11 protein-coding genes are annotated in these 20,451 nt (G+C 69.4%); 5 read left to right on the top strand and 6 right to left on the bottom strand.

Annotation, left to right across the window (positions count from 1 at the left end; translation table 11 throughout):
* Positions 1-227: 227 nt before the first annotated feature.
* The 3 genes from ITI46_RS23660 to ITI46_RS35855 all read right to left on the bottom strand — a co-directional run bounded on the left by ITI46_RS23660 (position 228) and on the right by ITI46_RS35855 (position 5,076).
* The gene (locus ITI46_RS23660) at positions 228-1,355 is read right to left on the bottom strand and encodes an IPT/TIG domain-containing protein (RefSeq protein WP_247746471.1); all 1,128 of its coding nucleotides are present in this window, start codon (positions 1,353-1,355) and stop codon (positions 228-230) included.
* 507 nt (positions 1,356-1,862) lie between these two features.
* Positions 1,863-3,017 (bottom strand): hypothetical protein, encoded by a 1,155-nt coding sequence (locus ITI46_RS23655; RefSeq protein ID WP_209241735.1) that lies wholly within the window; start codon positions 3,015-3,017, stop codon positions 1,863-1,865.
* Between the two features lie 1,363 nt (positions 3,018-4,380).
* Complete coding sequence (locus ITI46_RS35855) at positions 4,381-5,076, bottom strand: GntR family transcriptional regulator (RefSeq protein ID WP_209241734.1); 696 nt, start codon at positions 5,074-5,076, stop codon at positions 4,381-4,383.
* A 1,434-nt stretch (positions 5,077-6,510) separates the two neighbouring features.
* On the opposite strand from ITI46_RS35855, the gene ITI46_RS35850 reads away from it, so the two are divergent.
* The 4 genes from ITI46_RS35850 (at position 6,511) to ITI46_RS23635 (ending at position 16,140) form a co-directional block, all read left to right on the top strand.
* Positions 6,511-7,377, top strand: coding sequence for a DUF5988 family protein (locus ITI46_RS35850; protein WP_307808294.1), 867 nt, complete (start codon positions 6,511-6,513; stop codon positions 7,375-7,377).
* A gap of 79 nt (positions 7,378-7,456) precedes the next feature.
* Complete coding sequence (locus ITI46_RS23645; protein ID WP_209241733.1) at positions 7,457-8,797, top strand: beta-ketoacyl synthase N-terminal-like domain-containing protein; 1,341 nt, start codon at positions 7,457-7,459, stop codon at positions 8,795-8,797.
* A 203-nt stretch (positions 8,798-9,000) separates the two neighbouring features.
* Positions 9,001-15,375, top strand: a complete 6,375-nt coding sequence (locus ITI46_RS23640) for a type I polyketide synthase (protein WP_209241732.1) — start codon at positions 9,001-9,003, stop codon at positions 15,373-15,375.
* 234 nt (positions 15,376-15,609) lie between these two features.
* On the top strand, positions 15,610-16,140 hold the full coding sequence (locus ITI46_RS23635; RefSeq protein WP_209241731.1) for an ATP-binding protein: 531 nt from the start codon (positions 15,610-15,612) through the stop codon (positions 16,138-16,140).
* Between the two features lie 3 nt (positions 16,141-16,143).
* Here ITI46_RS23635 and ITI46_RS23630 read toward each other — a convergent pair whose 3' ends face one another.
* The 3 genes from ITI46_RS23630 to ITI46_RS23620 are packed head-to-tail and all read right to left on the bottom strand — an operon-like array spanning position 16,144 to position 19,819.
* A complete protein-coding gene (locus ITI46_RS23630) occupies positions 16,144-17,379 on the bottom strand; it encodes a glycosyltransferase (protein WP_209241730.1) in 1,236 nt (411 codons plus the stop codon).
* 57 nt (positions 17,380-17,436) lie between these two features.
* Positions 17,437-18,495, bottom strand: a complete 1,059-nt coding sequence (locus tag ITI46_RS23625) for a class I SAM-dependent methyltransferase (protein WP_209241729.1) — start codon at positions 18,493-18,495, stop codon at positions 17,437-17,439.
* A gap of 22 nt (positions 18,496-18,517) precedes the next feature.
* Positions 18,518-19,819 carry an acyltransferase family protein gene (locus tag ITI46_RS23620; RefSeq protein ID WP_209241728.1) on the bottom strand — a complete coding sequence of 434 codons (1,302 nt, stop codon included), beginning with the start codon at positions 19,817-19,819 and terminating at the stop codon, positions 18,518-18,520.
* Positions 19,820-20,199: 380 nt separating this feature from the next.
* Here ITI46_RS23620 and ITI46_RS23615 point away from each other — a divergent pair.
* On the top strand, positions 20,200-20,451 hold a 252-nt coding region (locus ITI46_RS23615; protein WP_209241727.1), incomplete at its 3' end, for a helix-turn-helix transcriptional regulator.

Here is a 20,451-nt window from a genome sequence, read left to right as displayed (position 1 = left end):
CTGCCCTTTCCGTCTCGGCTCGGAGGCGGAAAGGGCAGCACGCGGCGTTACCTGTGACGCCTGGCCTGGGGGGTGAGGGGACGGGAGGCGGGGTGCGGTTCCGGAGGGGACAGCTCGCGGAATGAAGGCGCCGGCCTCCAGGCGTGGACTCCGGAGGCCGGCGCTCACCGCCGCGCGTTCGCCGAGGTTCGGCTCCCAGACCGCGGTACGCGGCGGCGGCCGGTGGCTTACACGTAGGTGAAGCCGCCGGGGACGGTGGCGGTGCCGCCCGGAGTGGTGACGACGACGGGCTGGTTCCCGACCGTGCCGGCGGGGGCCGTACCGAACAGCAGGGTGCCGGTCGGGTCCACGGTCACGCCGGTGGCGGCGTTGCCGCCGATCGTCACGCTGCCACCGGTCAGCCCGGTGCCGGTGATCACGAAGGGCGTACCACCGGCGGCAGGACCGGAGTTGGGGGTGATGGTGTCGGCGGTCGGGGCCACCGCGGTGTAGGTGAAGCCGCCGGGGACGTTGGCAGTACCGTTCGGCGTGACGACGGTGACTGTGACGTTACCCGGAGCGAGCCCGGCCGGGGTGACGCCGGTCAGGGAGTTCCCGGAGGGGTCGACCACCACGCCCGTGGCCGGCAGGCCGCCGAACAGCACGTTCGCGCTGGTCAGGTTGGTGCCGGTGATGGTGAAGGGCGTGCCTCCGGTCACCGGGCCGGACGTCGGGACGATGGAATCGGCGGTCGGGGTCACTGCGAGGTAGGTGAAGCCGCCGGGGACGGTGGCAGTGCCGTTCGGAGTGATGACCGTGACCGGGACGTTGCCCGGGGCGATTCCGGGCGGGGTGACGCCGGTCAGGGAGTTCCCGGAGGGGTCGACCACCACGCCCGTGGCCGGTACGCCGCCGAACAGGACGTTCGCGCCGGTCAGGTTGGTGCCGGTGATGGTGAAGGGCGTACCTCCGGTCACCGGGCCGGACGTCGGGACGATCGACGCGGCCGTCGGCGGGAGGGCCGGGGCCTGGTAGGTGTAGTTCACCGCGTTGCTGGTGCCCGCAGTCGTAGTGACGGTGACAGGCACAGTGCCGGCGGCGTGGGCGGGAGCCGAGACCGACACCAGCAGGCCGAGGGGGAAGTCCTGCGAGAGCACGATGGCCGGGGTGCCGCCGAAGGAGACGTTGGTGACGTTGCTCAGACCCATGCCGATCAGGAGAACGGTGTTGCCGCCGGTTGTGGGCCCGCTGTTCGGAACAGCCGCGAGCAGCATGGGCGGCGACTGGGTCGGGAAGGGGGGCAGCGGCCAGAGCGAGTTCTGCCCCGGCTGGTTGAGTGCAGGCTGGCTACCGACGTTGAGCATGGGTGTGGACATGTACGTCCTCCTGTTGAAGTGATTCCACCAGTGCCGGGCCGAACCCGTCCCGTGGGCCATCGGCCGCGGATCGTTGTCGTAGGCCTTGGAGGTTTGCGGCATCTGCTGCCACAGGCAGGGGGTTTGGCGACCGCACCGCTGCCTGCCTGGTCGGGAAGCTCGGCGGTGAGCGTCCCGGGAGCTGGCGTGCATGGTTGCCGACACCGGAGACAGACCTTCATCGGCGGCCTGCTCGACGGGGAGAACTCACCCGTGGTCCAGCCGTGGGGACCTGAGCCGCTCTGCTGCCGAACAAGAACGGGCGGGTGACTGCCGAGCTCCCCGGGAAGGGATGGGCGACCCACCGGTTCGGACGCCTTCAGTAACCCACGGGGCCGACACAGTGGCAAGGAGAGTGACGGCCAGTCACCCGATCGGCGTAGTGGAGCGACCGCTTCACCTCCGGAGGAAGGAGCACCCTTCGCACACTCGGTTCCGGCTGGAGGTGCAGTCCTGCAGGCACCACCGTCAGAAGCAGTTCCGTCGCTTTCTCCGCGCTGGTCGGGAAAGGCGGTGGACGTTGACCCACTGGTTGTCGGAATGCGCGGCCAGGGCCCTGCATTTGGCCACCAGCTCCTCGCCGTACAGGGCGGTGGCCGTCTCCGGCCCGAGGAACTCGTATGCCGCAGTCACCAGCGACGGGTCACCGTCCATCTGGTAGGCCGCCCACGCATCGCGCACCATGGACGCCTGCGTCTCGTGGTCAAGGTCGGACAGGCCCTCAAAGGGGAGCATCTCCTCGCCGGCGGCGGCCCGCTGTTCCTCGATTTGCCGCACAGCATCGAGGAAGGCGTCGTTCGGCGGTGTGGCCCGCTCCAAGTCGGCCTGTAGCTGCGCCTCCCGCTGCTGATGCTCGAAGTCGCTGAGCAGGCATTTGGCGATGAACCTGTGCGGCTGGGCCGGGCGCCAGTCTCCCTTGACCGACAAGGCGAACTTGATGTCCAGCCAATGGCTGATCTGCTGCTCGGAACAGCCTTCGGCGATCTTGTCCACCAGGACCCACGAAAGCTCGCTGATCCGGGCTCGTTGCGTCCAGTTGTGACGCGGGCGCAGCCATCTGGCTACCCGGTCGGCGGCCTGGTAGAGGCCTGCTGTCACCCGGCGGCCCAGGATGCTCCGTCGCGGCGACTTGCCCGCGCGCGCGCGCGTGCCGCGCGTAGTCTTTTTCTTCCCACTCATCTTAGCTGTAGGTACGTTGGGGTGAGTACCACGAGAAGGGGGCGCACCGGATACTCGCCCCGGCTTCCGCTCGGCGTTCCTCACAGCCTGTGCGACGGCAATTTCCCGGCCCCGCTCCGTGACGCCGACGACAGTCGCCTCGTAGCCCTCGCCGCGCAGCCGGTGGCCCTTCGCCATGTCGTACGCAGGTGGGATCACGGCGCCGTAAATGGTGGCCGTCGCGGTGTACTTCCGTCCCGGCAGGTGGAGGTTGCGCTTGCTGCCGTGCTCGAGCCAGACCAGCAGGCCCAGGTCCCGGAGGTAGGACACGTGGCGTTTGACGTTCGACACCGACATGTTCAGGCGCTCAGCAGTGCCCTTGAGGTCGTAGAGGACGATGCCGCGCTTGTAGTCCATGCGCCGGGCCAGGTCCCGGGCAATGCGCAGAGCGGTGCACTGGGACATGGGGTGCACATGCTTCGAGTGCACTGATGCCCTGACAATGCAGGCGGTCGCACGCAGCCATTCCCGTGGTTCGGCGCGGCGGGAGCGTGTGTACCGGATGTCCTGCTCACGTTCGCAGACTTTTTCGAATCGAAAGCGTCGGTCATCGGGCTCGCGAGCATCCTGGGTGCTGACACACCCGTTGCCCGCAGGAGTGACGGGGCTGTCCGGCTCAGCAATCTTCCGAGAAGACGCGTTAGGCTGGCGAAGGACAGCACTATGCTGCATAGTGGGCGCGCGCAAATTTTTCCAGTCGGTAGAAGACAAGCGGCCGGGAGGTCGCTTGTCGGCACTTGAACGAGGAAGGGGGCCGCAAAGCCGGGCAGTCAACCGAGCCTGATGGTCTCAGTGGTGAAACCCAGGTCTTACTGCCCAAGAGGAAATGAGTCCCGCGGACCGATTCGCGTAAGCGACCGGGCCGGACGGGCCCTGACAGGTCAGTCCGGACGAGTTGGCTACTCGCCGGTTGACCGGCCGTGACTGTTGGCTGCCAGTCGAAGTTGGTGTGCCGATAAGCAGTGGCTTCGAACTGGTGGCCTGCAGGCGTGATTGATGCGGAATCACGTCCCGCCGCCAAAGTCTGATCACGTCATCATATTAAGCCCCCTGATTGGAACGCTGGTCTCAGTCAGCCACATTGAAGGACGGGCGATGGCTGTCGACTTGGCGGACGGAGGCCGCAACGGGAGACAGGATGTGACCCGCCCTCGGCAGGCGGTTGCACATATGCGCTGCCAAGGCGGGTCCTCCACTTCCATGCAGCGCACGTGCAGGTACGATGTCTCATGCCTTGGCCGTCCCTCACTACGGTCTCGGCGCCTGGCCCCTGTTTCCCTCGGTCTCGATCCCCGAGGGGTACCGAGCAGGGGCCATTTGGCTTCTTCGGATAGCGGCGGCCATGATATGTGATCTCGAAATATGGCCAGGGCTGAGCCTACATCTGGAGAGCCCCGCGGAGGGACCCTTCCCTTAACCATGTTCACTCCGTCGTGTCAGTGCAGACCATCGCCGCCGCACTTACCAACGTGACCATATCGCAAGAAGCAGCCTGCAATGACCAGTTGAAATTGAAACAGCAATTACAACTGGCCATTGCAGGAGTCATTGCAGCCGCAAGTGCAGCTGCAAGTGCAGCACTTGCGAGGAGGATGTCACGGCAGGCCTCGGCCCTGGACCGTCTCGCAGGGCGAAGTGACCACGCGAGAAGGGCACCTGAGCCGGGCCCGCCGCTTTCGAAGGGGTACGGCGAAGCGGCGGCAGCTCGGTTGCGAGGTGCCGCCGCTGTTGAAGGCTCAGGGCTGGAAAAACGATTCGCCGCTGGCGCCTATTGCTGCTCAGCGCTCAGGTGCCACTGTTTGTGCTGATAGACGACCGTGAAGCGATCTGTCAGTATCACCGTCTCCACCACCCGGAACGCTTCGCTCCTTCCGGTGAAATCAGTCCGCGTCACCACGGTGGCCAAGTTCCCGGCGACGCCGTGCAGGTCCCGCGCCTCGGCGTCCGCAGCCGGCCGGACCGACAGCTCGTCCTCCCATAACGGTCCGCTGGCCGTGACGTCGGCTGCCCGGATCGTGTGAGTGGTCACCAGCTGCACCGGAGTATCGCCGTACCGGAAGACCTGCCGCAGCCGCAGCACCTGCTCGCCCGGCGGGACACGCAGCCGACGAGCCACCCCGGCCGACGCCGCCACCGCCCCGGGCTCTTCCACGACTTCCGGCGACAGCGCGGTCTCGTCCTCCTCGAGCAGGAACGGCGCCTCGCCCGGATCCGTCAAGTTCCGCAGCAGTCGCTTCGGCTTGGGAGGCTCCTGCACGTAGGTACCGTCGCCCGCGCGGGCACGGAGCAGCCCCTCGGCCACCAGGACTTTGCGGGCCTCCAGAATCACGGTGTCGGATACACCGAACCGCTCCTGCAGCTCCGTTAAGCTGGGAATACGGTCACCGGGCTTGAGCTTTCCCCTCTCGATTTGCCCCCTCAGCGTGTTGGCGACATACCGGTAAGCCGTCGTTGCCCTGGGCACAGCTCTCCTCGCTTCTTCTCAACGCTGCTGGCATGCCGCTCGTCCTGTGGGGGCAGCGGCGGGTCGGACAACGGGCACTGTGCTCTCTCAGGCCCAGCGACGTGCGTTGCAGCAGCTCAGGTGCTGTCTGCCCACGGACGACTACGTCTGACCGCCAGGGGCTACAAATCATGGCACGGCAGTCATCCATGTCATAGAAGATCTGAGTGTAGAGGTATATCTCCCACCAAGTAAGCGCTAAGTGTGTACAATGGCCGCGAATTTCTGCCAAACCTGACGAACAGGGCTCACGCGGGCAAGTTGTTCCTCGCACAGCACGCCAACTCAACTCCCACGACGCTTCGTCGCCGACCTTTCCGGTGGAAGCGCGGTGGTGCGTCGGGGCGCTCGCCCCAACTCTTCACGCCCCCGGACCCCGCACTTCCCGGGGGCCCGGCGCCAGCTTGGTGCTTGTGGCGATAAACAGGTGCCTGGCCCCGGGGGTTACTGGTGGTAGACGCTGCTCAGCGCGTCCTATGTAGTGTTATGCGCACCAGACGATTTCGGTCACGGATGACTGTCAGCAGTGCCTGCTCGGATCGCGCATCGTTGGATGAGCCGTGGATCCGAATGATTTGATGTCCGACGTGCTGATGCCCCAGTGGGTCAGGCGTGCGCGCATTGCGCTTTTATCCATCGCAGTTCTGGCAATGACGACTTCGTTGTTTCTTGTTTTCTCGGGTATGGCGCTTTCATAGGGGGCGAGGAATAAGCCTGGTCTTCTTGTGCACAGAAAGAGGGTGCGTGTGGTCGACTGACGGCGGAGCCAAGGCCGGCCGCTGTGCCTGCGGCGGGCACAGCGCGGCTCTCCCCGCGGCTACACAGCGAAACAACGGGGGAGTGGTCAGTCAGGCGGCAGTTGGAGAAGTGAGGACAACGCACCGGTCAGGACCTGGACATCCGGCCCGCGGCTCGAGACTCTCCTGGTCGGAAGATAGCCACGGTTCAGGTCAATGCTCCGCCAGCCCGGCATTTGGTCCATTCGGGTGAAGTGCCGGGTACGGCCTTGCTGGTATATGCACCCCCGTCGATAGTTGTGCACATCCAACCGGTGGGTTGCCCATCCTCTCCGGGGGAGTGGCAGCCTCCTCACATGTCGATCCTCGATTTGCCGAATTGCTGGTCGACGGTGGGAGGTTGCCATAATGGGCGCCCCCGGTGAGGACTTGGATCCCCCGGCCGGTGCTGCTTTTTCAGCACCGGCTGGGGTGGCGACCCCCTCCCTGTTTCTTTCTTCTGGGGGCGCCATGAATACTTTCATCAGCATGGTCAGCGCCTGCCAAGTGATCTGCCGTTCGGGCGTCTTGCCGGGCCTCGGCCGGGCCACGCGAGAAGCAGCCGTTTCCGGATGGTTCGGCCTCGGCCGGATATCTGCCCGCCCGCGTCGGGCCCCGGATGCATGGCCGTACCAATGCGCCCTGGCACAAGCCCCACCACGCAGCGGGAAGTCCGTCAGCCGGGATCCGCCCCGAAGACGCTGGAGAAGTCACTGTGCGGCGGGCTCGGGCTCGTGCTCGGGCTCGCCGGTCCGGGCCCCCGGCCCCCTCCCGCCGTCCGTACCGGTCCTCCCGGCGGATCCCGCACTTCCCCGGCTGCCGACCAAAGTCGGCCGACCCCCCGGCCACACCGCCGGGCGTGGGGCCCGCCGCCCCGCTTCCCGTCGCGCACGGCGGCATCTTCCGCGCGCACCGCACGCCGCCGCCGGCGTGCATCGCAGACCCGTGTGCGGGGGCCGCGGCCCGGCCCACCGCCGTCATCACCGGTGCCATGGCGCCGACTGCTTCAAGCGCACCCGTCCCGGAGGCACAGCGAGGACGCCCCCCTCCGGCGCCCCCGCTCCACCGGCGCTGGGCGAACTGCCCGCCGACGCCCGGGCGTTCACGCCTCGCCAGTACAACGAGGTCTCCCCCCAGAGGTTCTGAAACCTGGCATCGCCCAATGGCCCATGGCGCCGCCGCGCTGCAGGCGCCCGCGACCGTCTCAAGCCTGGCCGAGCTCGTCGGGGGGACCGCAGCGCCCGGCCCCCGGAGAGGTTTCCAAGCCGGAGGATTCATGAACTCAAAAATACGACTCATCCTCAAAGGTGGCCCGGATGGGATTCCGGGAATCAGAGAGATCACACCTGGAGATGAAAATCCACAGGTGAAGGTATTGCGCGGGAATGGTTACGAACATTTCGAATTCACGCGCACGTACGAAGAGTGCGATGGGGAACTGCTTCCGGTCTACGAATGGTGCTACCGGACTTTCATCGCGGAGTAGCGGCTTTCAGATGCACTCCGCACGGGATTTTTTCCATGACAAGGAAGAGACTGAACATGACCGCACATGCAGGTGACTCATGAACGGCGGAGCGAAGACCTCGGAGGGGGGGTTGCAGCCGAGGGACGTCGTGGTGACAGGCATGGGGTTCTGTCTGCCAGGCCCGGTGAATCCGGTGTTCACTCCCGAAGATCTGTGGAGCATCGCTTCGCAGGGGATCAGCTGTCTCGTCCACGACGATGTCTACTACGGGGCAGTGAATCTGACGCAGGAAATGTTCGACGACCGGCTTCCCGACGTCCCCTCGTTCTTCTCCAACCACTATACGAAGGCCCACAGATTCGGGCTGATGTCAATGGTGGAGGCCAGCGCGGATGCCGGGCTGGACTTCCGGAACGGCGACCTCACCGACGCAGCAATGCTTGTCGGCCGCGGAGGGGTGGACGCCAACGTCGGCAGTTATCTGTCCGTCCTGAATGCAGACGCCGAATCGACTGCCCCGATGGATGCCATGGAATTGTTCGTCGCTGCCGAACAAGCCATCACCCCTTCCGATGTGGCCATGGTGCAGGGAGCACTGACCCGGACCAGCGGCCCGTGCTTCACCGTCTCCTGCGGTTGTGCGTCCTCTGCCCTGCAGGTCGGTATCGCCCGGCAGATGATCGCGGCGGGACAGGTGGACATCGCGGTAGTGACCGGCATCGACGTCTTCAACGTTCAGCTGATCCGGAACATCCAGCGTCTTCTGCACGGCGCGCAGAACACCTACGACGCCATCCGCTCGGACGGAATGCCGACGCTCCTGCCGTCCTTCGAATCCCTCATGCGTCCCTACGACCGGCGCGCCGACTGCATCAACCACGGTGAAGGCTCCGCGACCATCGTCATGGAGAGCCGTGAGCACGCAGACAAGCGCGGCGGCCACCCCTACGGCCAAGTACTCGCCCAGGCCACCACCCGCGACGGCCTGGCGAACCCTCTGGCGTGCGACGACACCGGAAGCCAGCTGGTGACCGCCGTCCGCCGCTGTCTCGGCGACCGCTGGCGGATCGACCAGGTCCCGTACGTGCACGGAGGCAGCGACGGCAACACCGTGGTCACCGCATTCGAGGCGAACGCGGCCACGGAACTGTACGGCCAGGACGGCGTCAAGGACCTGCTGATGACCTCGCAGGAAGGCTGCTTCGGCCACAACGGGGCACCGGCCGGATGCCTCGGTGTGGCCCTGACCTTGCTCATGATGCAGACCGGCGAGGTGTGCCCCACCACCAACTGCGATGAGCCGGCCGACAACGTGCCGTTCGACCCGGTCCCCGGACACCGCACCCGTCCGCTGGACTTCGACTACGCGCTGAGCTTCAACTACCAGGTCGGCGGCGTGAAGAGCGCGATTCTCCTGGGCAGCCCCGACGCCCCCTGAACGCCCCATGGCGCCCGGCCAGGACGCCGACCGCCGGCCGCCGGGACGCCCACCGCCAACCGCGCCTTGCTCACGGCCCGGGCACACCCGGGCTGCCCGCAGTCGGGGCCCTCACCACCGGGACAACCCGTGGTCATTCCCCCGCGGCAGGTACAGGCCGCCTGCCTTGACTGGCGCCTCCACCCGCAGACGAGAGGAATCCGATGGCTAGCGACGACGCTCACACACCCAGGAGCGAGACAGGCCCGATCGCCGTGATCGGCATGGGCTGTCGCCTGCCCGGCGACGTCGACTCCCCCGCAGCCCTGTGGCGGCTGCTGACCGAGGGGCGGGACGCGGTCGGCGAGCCTCCGTCCGAGCGCCAGGACCTGCTGCGGCACAGTGCCGCCGCTTCCCGCAACGGGACCGACCGCACGCCGGTGGTGGGCGGCTACCTGAAGGAAGTGGCAGGCTTCGACGCCGAGTTCTTCGGCGTATCGGGCCGCGAGGCCGACGTTCTCGACCCCCAGCACCGGCTGCTCCTCGAGGTGGTGTGGGAGGCACTGGAGCACGCGGGGCTGCCGCACGACCGGCTCACCGAATCCGCGACCGGAGTCTTCACCGGCCTGAGCTACAACGACTACATGGACGGCCTCGCGGGCCATCCGCAGGAACTCGAGAGCTCCATCCTGACCAACGGCCACTGTGTGGCGGCCGGCCGGATCTCCTACCTGCTGGGGCTGCGGGGCCCGTGCGTGGCACTGGACACCGCCTGCTCCTCATCGCTGGTCGCGGTGCACTTGGCCTGCCAGTCGCTCCAGCAGGGCGAGTGCGACCTGGCCCTGGCCGGCGGGGTCACCTTGATGCTGCAGTCCAGGATCACCCGGTCCTTCACCCGGATGGGCATGCTGTCCCCCACCGGCCGCTGCCACACGTTCGACGCTGCGGCGGACGGATTCGTACGGGGGGAAGGCTGCGGCGCCGTGGTCCTCAAACGCCTGAGCGACGCGGTACGGGACGGCGACCGGGTGCTGGCCATCGTCCGGGGCTCCGCGGTCAACCAGGACGGCAGATCCGACGGGCTGGCCGCACCGTCCCCCGACGCTCAGCGCGATCTGCTCGGCGTGGCACTGGAACGCGCCGCTGTGGACCCCGGCGATGTCGGCCTCATCGAAACCCACGGCACGGGCACCCCCGTCGGGGACCCCGTCGAGTTCGCCAGCCTCGCCGAGGTCTACGGAAGCGGCAAGGGCCGCTGCGCACTCGGCTCGGTCAAGACCAACCTCGGGCACCTGGAGCCAGCCGCAGGCGTCACCGGCCTGATCAAGGCCGTGCTCTGCCTGCGGTACGGCCAAGTCCCGCCCAACCTGCACTTCGAGAGGTGGAACCCGGCCATCGACGCGGCCGACACCCGGCTGTTCGTACCCACCGAGATGACGCGCTGGCCGGTCGACACCCACCCCCGGCTGGCAGCCGTGTCCTCCTTCGGATTCTCCGGGACCAACGCGCACGTGGTCCTGCAGCAGGCCCCTGCGACCCGGCGCCGTGACCCCGCCGCCCGGTTGAGCCACGGCACGACGACGGGCCCCTCGGTCCTCCTCGTCCCGGCAGGCTCACGCAATGTGCTGCCCACCGCCGCCGGCCGCCTCGCGGACTGGCTGGACGGCGACGGTGCCACCGTGCCCCTCCAGGACGTCTGCCACACCCTGGCCGTGCGCCGCAACGCCGGACGCGGACGGCTGGGGGTGGTCGGCCGGACGCGCACGGACATGACGCAGGCGCTGCGCGCCTTCGCCGACGGCCGGCCCCACCCTGCCATCGTCTGCGGGGAAGTCGGCACCTCGGTGACCCGGCAGCCGGTGTGGGTCTTCTCCGGCCAAGGCTCCCAATGGCCCGGCATGGGATGCACCCTCCTGGAACGGGAGCCCGTCTTCGCCTCCGCACTCGCCGAGGTCGACCCCCTGATCGCGGAGGAATCCGGCTTCTCCGTGCTCCAGCTGCTGCGCGCCAAGGAGCCGATAAGCGGTTGCGGACAGGTCCAGCCGGCCCTGTTCGCCCTGCAGGTCGCTCTGGCGGCGACATGGCGCTCCTACGGAGTCGAACCGGCCGCGGTCATCGGCCACTCCATGGGAGAGGTCGCCGCCGCCGTCATCGCCGGCGCCCTGACGGTGGAGGACGGTGTCCGCGTCATCTGCCGCCGGTCCCGGCTGCTGACCCGTATCGCCGGGCAGGGCGCCATGGCCACAGTCGGCCTGGACCCCGCACAGGTGGAGGCCGACATCGACGCCCACGGTGCTGGGAAGGTGTCCGTGGCCGTGCTGTCCGCACCCGAGTCCACCGTGGTCGCCGGTGACGCCGCGCAGATCGAGCAGCTGACCACCGCCTGGGAACAGCGGGGAGTGCCGGCCATGCCGGTCGCGGTGGACGTCGCCTCCCACTGCCATCACGTCGACCCGCTCCTGCCCGAGCTCCGTGACCTCCTCGCCGGCCTGGACCCGCGAAGCCCGCAGGTCCCGTTCTACTCCACCGTGCTGGACGACCCCGGGGACAAGCCCGCCTTCGACGCCGACTACTGGTGCGCCAACCTGCGCCGGCCGGTCAGGTTCAGTTCCGCGGTCACGGCAGCCGCCTCCGACCGCAACCTGGTGTACACGGAGATCTCCCCGCACCCGGTGGTCACCCACCCGCTGAGTCAGAATCTCGCCCCCCTGGTCAGCGAGCCGGTGGTGCTGCCGACGCTGCGGCGGGACGAAGAGGAGGACCTCACCTTCCGCACTCAGCTCGTGGCCGCGCACTGCGCAGGCGTCAGCGTCGACTGGAGCGCCCTGTACACCGGTGCCGACCTGGCCGATGTCCCGGTGATGACCTTCGACCGCCAGCACCACTGGGTCCAGCCGGCACCGTGTCCTGCGGCCGAAGGCGACGGCCCGTCTGCTGCGGAAGGCCTGCTCGGCCGGCACCGCAAACTGCCCGGCGACCCGGTGCGCCACTCCTGGCAGGGGAACTGCGGCACCGCCGCACTCCCGTGGCTGACCGACCACCGGGTGCTCGGAACCCCGGTCATGCCCGGCGCTCTGTCGTATGCCGTCGCGCTCAACGCCGCCTGCGAAGCCCTCGACGCGCCGGCCGACCAGGTGCAGGTCACCGACCTGGCCTTCCACAGCATGCTGCAGCTGGGCGAGCACACCGACCTGGCCACCGTCGCCACCGCTGTTGCCCTGGACCGTGCCGAATGCGAGATGTTCGGACGCGGCGGGGACGGCCAGTGGATCCGGCACGCCAGCGCGGTGCTCCGCCCGCACCCCCTCCCCTCCCGTCCCAAGCCCGCCTCCGTCAGCTCCCTGACGCTGCGCCACCCCGTCGAACTCAGCCCGGAGTCCCTGTACGCCGGACTGCGCAGCCGGGGACTCGAACACGGGCCCGCCTTCACCGGCATCAGCGAGCTGCACACCACCCACGACCGCACCAGCTTCTGGGCCCGCATCGCGCTGCCGTCCGAGGCGCGCACGGGCGCCGGCGACTTGCGGATCGACCCCGTCGTGGTCGACCTGTGCCTGCAGATGGTGGTGGCCCGCCTGACGGACAGCACCACCGACAGCGGCGGAGTGCTCCTGCCGGTCCAGATCCGCTCGGCCCGGATCCTGGGAGACCCGGCGACTGCCGCGTACTGCCATACCCGCATCTCCGAAGCCACCCCCGACACCACCGTCGGCCACGCCCGCCTGCTGGACCGGTCCGGGGTGCCCGTGCTGGCCCTGGACGGCGTGCAGTTCGCCCACCACACCACACAGCAGCACAACGAGTCCGACCACTGGCTGCTCGAGCCCTCCTGGCACCGGACCCCGGAACCCGGCACGGATCTGTCGGCCCCGGCCGGCAACTGGCTCATCGTCGGAGAAGGGGACGACAACGCCGAGAACCTCGCGGCGGCCCTGCGAACGGCCGGTGCCCGCACAGAGGTGTGGGACGTGCCGTTGGGCGACAAGCGCCTGGACCTGCTGGGCGCCTCGCTGGAGGAACGGCTGGAAGCCGAGCCTGCTGCGCGTCATGCGCTGGTGATGCTCTGCAGCCCCTCGCCGGGCAGCCCCTCGCCGGGCAGTCCTTCGCCGGGCAGCGCAGAGCCGCACAACGCGGCGCTCACACGCACCCGGCGGCTGCTGCACATCACGCAGACGCTCGCGAACCTCACCGATCCGCCGCGTCTCTACGTCCTGACGCACCAGTCCTGCAAGGCCACTCCCACCGACACCGTGGACCTCGGGCACGGCTCCTTGCGGGGACTCGTGCGTGTCCTGGCGATGGAGCACCCCGAGCTGCGGGCCGTCCTGCTGGACGCGGACACCGGGCCCGGGGCGCCGGATGCGGCGCGGACCGCCCGGGAACTGCTCTCGGACGCGCCGGACGACGAAGTCGCTCTCCGCGGAGCCGAACGCCTGGTCGCCCGCCTGGAGTACGCCCCGCCCGACCGGGCGGAACGCGCCCCCACCGACTTCCGCACCGTCCGCTACGGCGAGGACGGGTTCCGCCTGCGCATCGGACGCCCCGGCGACCTGGGGAGCCTGGAGTTCGCCGTGTCCGGCCGCCGCGAGCCGCAGCCCGGCGAGGTCGAACTCCAGGTGCAGGCAGCCGGCGTCAACTTCCGCGACGTGCTCACCACGATGGGCCTGCTCCCGGGAGACGACGACGTCCGCTACCGCATCGGGTACGAGTGCGCCGGCCGGGTGACCGCCGTCGGCCCCGGCGTCGAACACCTCAGCGTCGGCGACCACGTCCTCGCCGCCACGCTGGAAGGCGGCGCCTTCGCTTCCTTCGTGACCGTTCCCGCGGCCGCGGTGGCGCCCATGCCGGCCGGGCTGCCGCCGTCACAGGCAGCGGGACTGCCCGTGGCCTTCCTCACCGCCTGGTACGCCCTGCGCTACGTCGGCCAGCTCGCGGAGGGCGAACGGGTCCTGATCCACTCGGCGAGCGGCGGCACCGGACTGGCCGCCATCGCAGTGGCGCGCCGGCTGGGAGCCCAGGTGCTCGCCACCGCGGGCAGTGAGGAGAAACGGCGCTACCTGCACGGCATGGGAATCGAGACGGTGATGGATTCCCGTTCGCTGGATTTCACCGAGCAGACGCTGGAGGCCACCGACGGCCAGGGCGTCGACGTGGTCCTCAACTCCCTGTCGGGCGCAGCGATCCGCGCCGGACTGGACACCCTCCGTCCGTTCGGCCGCTTCGTCGAACTCGGCATGCGGGACATCCTCTCCGACGCCCCCGTCGGGCTGGCGCCGTTCCGGCACAACATCACCATGAGAACGGTCGACCTCATCGGACTCCAGCGACAGCAGCCAGGACTCTTCGCGGACCTCTTCCGCGAGGTCATGGAGGAGTTCGCCGAAGGCCGCCTGAAGCCGTTCCACTGCACGACCTCCCCGCTGGGCGAAGCCACCGACACCTTCCGCACGATGGCGGGCGCCGACCACATCGGCAAACTCGTACTGACCGTCCCCGACCACGGCGAAGTCACCGCCGCGCTGCCCCCTGAGCAGCACATCGCGCAACCGGACGGCACCTACGTGGTCACCGGCGGGCTGCGCGGACTCGGTCTGGCCACCGCCCGGTGGCTGGCCGACCAGGGAGCCGGCCGCCTCATCCTCAACGGCCGCACCCCGCCCACCTCCGAGGCGGCACAGGCGATCAGTGCCATGGTCGGCCGGGGGAGTGAGGTCCGCGTCGTGCTGGGCGACATCAGCGACCCCGAGACCGCCGAGCGCCTGGCCGCCGCCGCATCCGAGAACGGCTCCCGCCTGCGCGGCATCGTGCACTGCGCCATGGTTCTCGACGACGCGGCCGTCACCAACATCCGGGAGGAGCAGCTCCAGCGCGTCTGGGGACCCAAGGCCGACGGAGCCTGGAACCTGCACAACGCGACGGCGGACTCGCCGCCGGACTGGTTCGTTCTCTTCTCCTCCATGGCCTCCCTGCTGGGCAACCCCGGGCAGGGCGCCTACGCGGCGGCCAACTCCTGGCTCGACACCTTCGCGGCCTGGAGGTCCAGCCGCGGAATGCCCACCCTTGCGGTCAACTGGGGCCCGTGGGGCGAGACCGGCGCCGCCACCGACTTCGCCGACCGCGGGTATCGCACGATCCCCACCGACCAGGGGCTGGACGCGCTGGGCACCCTCCTGTCCCAGGGCCGGGTCCGCACCGGCGTCATCCCCGGCGAGCCGGAAACCTGGGTACTGCCCGCCGTACGCCGCTCCTCCTTCTTCAGCCGCGTCACCCCGCAAGAAGAAACACAGCAGCAAGCGACCCCGGCCGACGCCGACATCGCCAGCCGTCTCCGGGAGGCCGAACCCGGTCTCCCACGCCGCACGCTGCTGGAGAACTATCTGGCCGACCACATCCGCGCCGTCCTGCGCCTGGGCAACAGCGCCCTCGACCCGCAGACACCCCTCAAGAACCTCGGGTTCGACTCCCTGCTCTCCATGGAACTGCGCGTACGTCTGGAGGCCGAACTCGGTGTGAAACTCCCCACCACCTTCGTCAGGCACCGCTCAACGATCACAGCACTGGCCGAAGGTCTGGCCGAGCACATGGGCCTGGACCTGTAACAGACCAGGCGACCACGAGCACAGGTGATTCCTGTGGCCCACAACGCCCCCACAGCAGCCCACTCAGCAGCCCCACTCAGCAGCTGTCCACGATGCCGGGGGACCGGGTGCCCGGCCCGAGCCGGCGCACCCGGTCGCCGTTGCCCCTGCCCCAGCGCGGCGAACCCGCGCGCCTTTCGGTACGAAACCCCGAAAACACCTCCCGGTCACCGCCGGGGAAAGTGAGTCACTTCCATGAACCCGACCATGGCACCGCAGCCGACCGTCTCCCTCAACCGGCGGGAGATCAACGGCTGGCGAGGCGTCCCCACCTCCGACACGATCCGGAAACTGCAGCTCGGCGGCTCAGCCGTCACGTTCGCCGTACCGCGGATCAAGCGTTCGGTCTGCGTCATGCGGCACCTGGCGGGAATGTGGCTGGACCACCAGGACATCACCGACGAAGACGCACGTGCCGCGGTCCAGCTGTCGGTTACCGAACTCATGGCCAACGCCGTCGAACACACAAGCAGCATGGTCATCACCAGCAGCCTCCACAAGGACCGCAACCGCGTGCTGGTGGAGGTACGCGACCAGGGAGGGACCCATTCCGTACCCCGGCTGAAACCTCCCGGAAGCGACCTCGACCACGGCCGAGGACTCGCCCTGGTGGCCGAAGTCGTCTGTGGATGGGGCCTGCGGCTGGGCTCGACCGACAACAGCTGCACGGTGTGGGCGGTGATCCCCTGCTCGGACGCACCGGCGGAGGAGGGCAGGGCCGCGTAGACGTCAGCCCGCCAGCCGCTCCACCGCCGCCAGGACGTGGGCGGCGCCGTCCTCACTGCGCACCAGCGCCGAGATCTGACGGGCGCGCAGGGCGTAGCGCTCCTCCCGCACGGCCCGGCGTACGGCCTGCGCGAGCACCGGGGCCGACAGCCGCCGGAACGGCACCGCTCCCGGGCTCACCGAGAGAGCGGCCAGCCGCGACGCCCAGAACGGCTGGTCCAGCATGACGGGGACCGGCACTGCCGGGACCCCGGCCCGCAGCCCCGCTGCTGTGGTCCCGGCCCCCGCATGGTGGACCACGGCTGCCATGCGGGGAAACAGCCAGGCGTGCGGGACCTCCGCCACGGTCAGCACGTCGTCGCCGTCGGCACGGAGCCCGGCCCAGCCGCTCTGGACGACCCCGCGCACACCGGCACGCTTCAGGGCGTCCGTCACCAGGCCTCCCAGCCGGTCCGGATCGCCGGGCGACATGCTGCCGAAGCCCACGTAGACCGGCGGAGGTCCCGCGTCCAGGAAGTCCCGCAGCTGGGGCGGAGGTTGCCAGCCGGGCGGCTCGGCCGGCCACCAGTACCCCACGACGTCCATGTCCCGCCGCCAGTCGGCGGGGCGCGGAACGACCGCCGGGGAGAAACCGTGGTACACGGGCCAGACCGATGCGCGCCGCCTGACAGCGCTGCCCCGCACACCCAGCTGCCGCCGCAGGTGCCGTACGCCGGGTCCGAAGGCCGCCGCCAGCACACCCTGAGCGCACCATCCGGCGACCTGGTTGCCGATCGGACCACACGACGGCATACCGGCGATGACCGGCGGGAATTCCCGGGTTGTCGCCAGGGGCTGCAGAAACACCCCGAGGCACGGCAGTCCCAGCCCCTGTGCCGCGACCAGGCCCAGGGGGGCCAGGCTGCCGGACACCAGCAGGGCCTCCGCTCCCGCGGCACAGGCTTCGGCGACGGCCTCGGCCATCGTGGGCGCCCACTCCCGCGCCAGCCGCATCTGCGCGCGGAGGGACAGGCCCTCCCGCGCGCCGAAGCTCCCGCGGGAGCGGTCCTCCGCCTCCTGGGCAGCCCGGTGGTCCAGAGGAAGCGGGTGGAAGTGCAAGCCGCTGCGGTGCACCAGGTCGGCCGAGCGCGGGTCCGCCGCGAGCGTGACCTCGTGCCCGGCGGCGCGCAGCCGTGCCCCCAGGCCGGTGTAGGGGGCGACGTCCCCGCGGGAACCCGCTGTGGCGATCAGTAGGCGCATCCGAGCGGCCCCCTCTCCCGTACGTCTCCGGTGCTTCTCCTGTGCTCTCTCCCGTGATCAGTCCCGGCGTGCGACCACCCGGTAGGTGTTGGACAGGCTGGTGCGCCGTGCGAGCGGTGCCAGCAGGGTGTCGAGCCCGAACAGCACGAGCAGCACGGGCACGGCGGCCGCCAGGCCCAGCGCGCGGCCCACTCGGCTGAGCCGTCCCGGCCGCCGCATCAGCCATGGGACGTCGCCGCTGGGCAGGACGGCTGACAGGACGTTGGCCGCAGCCGACGTCAGATCGGTGGGCACGTGCGGCTCCCGCCGGTCGGTGGACACCACCGTGAACCCCTCCCGTGTGAGCGCCTTGCACAGGTTGCCCAGCGGGATGAGGTGCAGGTGCTGCGGCTGGAGCCACGGCCCCCACCACTTGCCCAGCAACCGGGCGGCGGACGACTGCGGATCAGGGACCTCGATCACGAGGTGACCGCCGGGCCGTAGCGCGGCGTGTGCGGCCCGCAGCTCCGCCCGGGGTGCCGTCGTGTGTTCCAGGTAGTGGAACATGCTCACCACGTCGTACTGCCCGGCCAGCTGGGCGGCCAGTTCGGGAAAGGAACCCCGGTGGGCCTGCGCCACACGTCCGTTGCTGAGGGCGAGTTCGACGCCTTCGCCCAGGTCGAGCCCGTGGAAGACGGTGCCGGGGTGAATCCTGCCGGCCTCGGCGCAGAAGTGGCCGTGACCGGTACCCACATCCAGCCACAGGGAGGGCCGGATTGACGGGGCAACAGCACGGGCCCTGGAGCGGTAGAGCCGTAGGGCGAGCGGTGAGGAACCGAGCCGGGCCATGGTGGCCTCGCCCAGGCCCTCGTAGCAGTCCCGGTAGTAGAAGCGCAGACCGTCTTCGCTCAGGCGCGGGTTCTGGAAGACGTGCCCGCAGTCGAGGCACTCCCCGAGGACGAACGTCCCCGGCTTGCCCTGCAGATGGTCGCGGGTGCGCAGACGCACACTCAGATGGCGGGAACCGCACCAGGGGCAGCGGGTGCGCATGGGCGTGAAGAACGTCTCCAGCCCGCGGGCCAGCTCCTGCGCGTACACGGGCCGGCGCGCGGCGATCTGTTTGGCGCGACCACGCATCGGGTCCTCCTTCCTGTGCCGCCTACTCGGCGGTCGTGGTGCTCCGTGAGTCCGGCGGCTTCCGGGGTGTCACCCCCGGGACGGGCGCGTTTCCCTCCGCGGTACCGCTGCCGACTCTCTTCCGCCGCACCGGCCCCGGACCGGATTCGGGGTCAGCCGGCGCCCGGCGCACCGACCAGCGGCGCATGCACGGTCTCTCGACCCCGGCGTATTGCGCCCAGGAGGCGGCGAACACGAGGGGCATCGCGGCCAGTACGGACAAGGGCCGGCTCCAGCCGCAGTGGAGCAGGGCCATGACCACCAGGCCCAGCACCAGAAAGTGGACCAGGTACATGGCGTAGGAGATCTCGCCGAGAAAAACGATCGGGCGGGCCCGCAACAGCGAGGGCCTTCCCCGCAGGTCCAGTTGGGCAACGGCGTGCACGAGCAGGACGAGGGGCAGCGCGGTGGCGGCCGCGAACATGAACCGGTCCGGCAGGACGGAGCTGGACATCAGGAGGGTGCTGACGACGCCCAGTGCGGCCGGGAGCACGCCGACGCGCGGCAGCCGTACCCCCTCCTGGGACATCCGGGCCGCCAGCATGCCCAGGACGAACTCCGGGAGGCGGCTGAGCGGCAGCATGTACAGGAGCCAGTAGTCCGCGAAGAACGAACCGGCCGGGTTGACGACGGCCGCGCCGACTGCCGGAAGGGCCCACACTGCTGCGACGGCCGCACCGGCCGCGGCCAGCAGCCCCCGCCGCGACAGCCGCTCGATGCGGGGATGCAGCACGGGAAAGAGGAGATAGAAGAACCCTTCGGCGGCCAGGGACCACGAGACCGGGTTGCCGGCCGACACGAAGGTCGGGCTGGGCACCCACGTGTTCACCAGGAAGAGGCTGGAGAGGTGGGCGGTGATGCCCGTGGCATCCCGGATGGACGCCGCGCCGGCGCACGCGAGCACGGACACCACCACGGCCCAGGTGACGACGTGGTTCGGGAGGATCTTCGCCGCCCGGCGGCGCCAGAAGGCGCGCGCCGTATCGGAAGGCCGCGCGGAGTGGGTGAGCACGTAGCCGCTGAGGATGAAGAAGAGCGACACCGAAGCCCCGCCCACCCACACCTCGGGACCGAGGGACTGTGCCAGGTGGGGGTTGAGCAGCAGCACGCTGTGCGTGTAGACGACACCGCCCGCGGCGGCGAACCGCAGGCCCGTCAGGGACGGTAACCGCGCCGGACGGGAACGGGTGCCGCGGTGTGCCGGGGGCTCCGGCTCCAGGAGCCTGGCGAAGGCGCGGCCGAGCAGCGTCACAATCTCAGGCGGCGGCCTGAGGAAAGGGCCCATCTGTGGTCTCCTGGGAGCGAGAACTGCCCAGCCGAGGCCGCTCCCGTGGCAGAAAGCCGGTACGGGAACGCGGGGTCGCCTGGAACCGGATCAGGTGCTGACACATCTCCGTGCGCAGGAATGGGCGACCTCTCGCGCAGACACGGCCATTCACGCACCGCCATCAACCGCGCGCCTAGAACGCCGGCACATTTTCACCCGCACGGCCTAGCAGCTGCGTCCCGGCCTTCGGCGAGAGCTGCCGTACGGCGATGACCTGCCGACCGTCGCCAAGGCACTATCCGTCCGCGAAACGTACGCGAGACGTACGCCGACCGCACGGCCTGACGTACGCCATCTGTACGGCATGTGGGGTAGGGTCACCGGCCGGGAGGTGTTCCATGTCCGAGTTGTTCGACGCGGTCGACGCGCTGGTTGCATCCCGCGCTCCGCTGCCGCCTCCGGAGGAGCGCAGGCGGCTGCGTAAGGCCCACGGCCTGACGGTCGATGAGGTGGCAACAGCGCTGGACGTACGCCGGGCCACGGTCAGCGGCTGGGAAGCCGGCAAGACCGAGCCGAGGCCGCCCGAGCGTGACGCTTACGCCCGGCTGCTGAACAAGCTCGCACAGCTCTACCCCACCCCCGCCGACGCC

The sequence above is a fragment of the Streptomyces oryzae genome, from assembly GCF_017676365.1.
Taxonomy (GTDB): Bacteria; Actinomycetota; Actinomycetes; order Streptomycetales; family Streptomycetaceae; genus Streptomyces; species Streptomyces oryzae.
The sequence above is the reverse complement of the archived record's forward strand: the minus strand, read 5'-3'. Positions and strand labels throughout refer to the sequence as shown.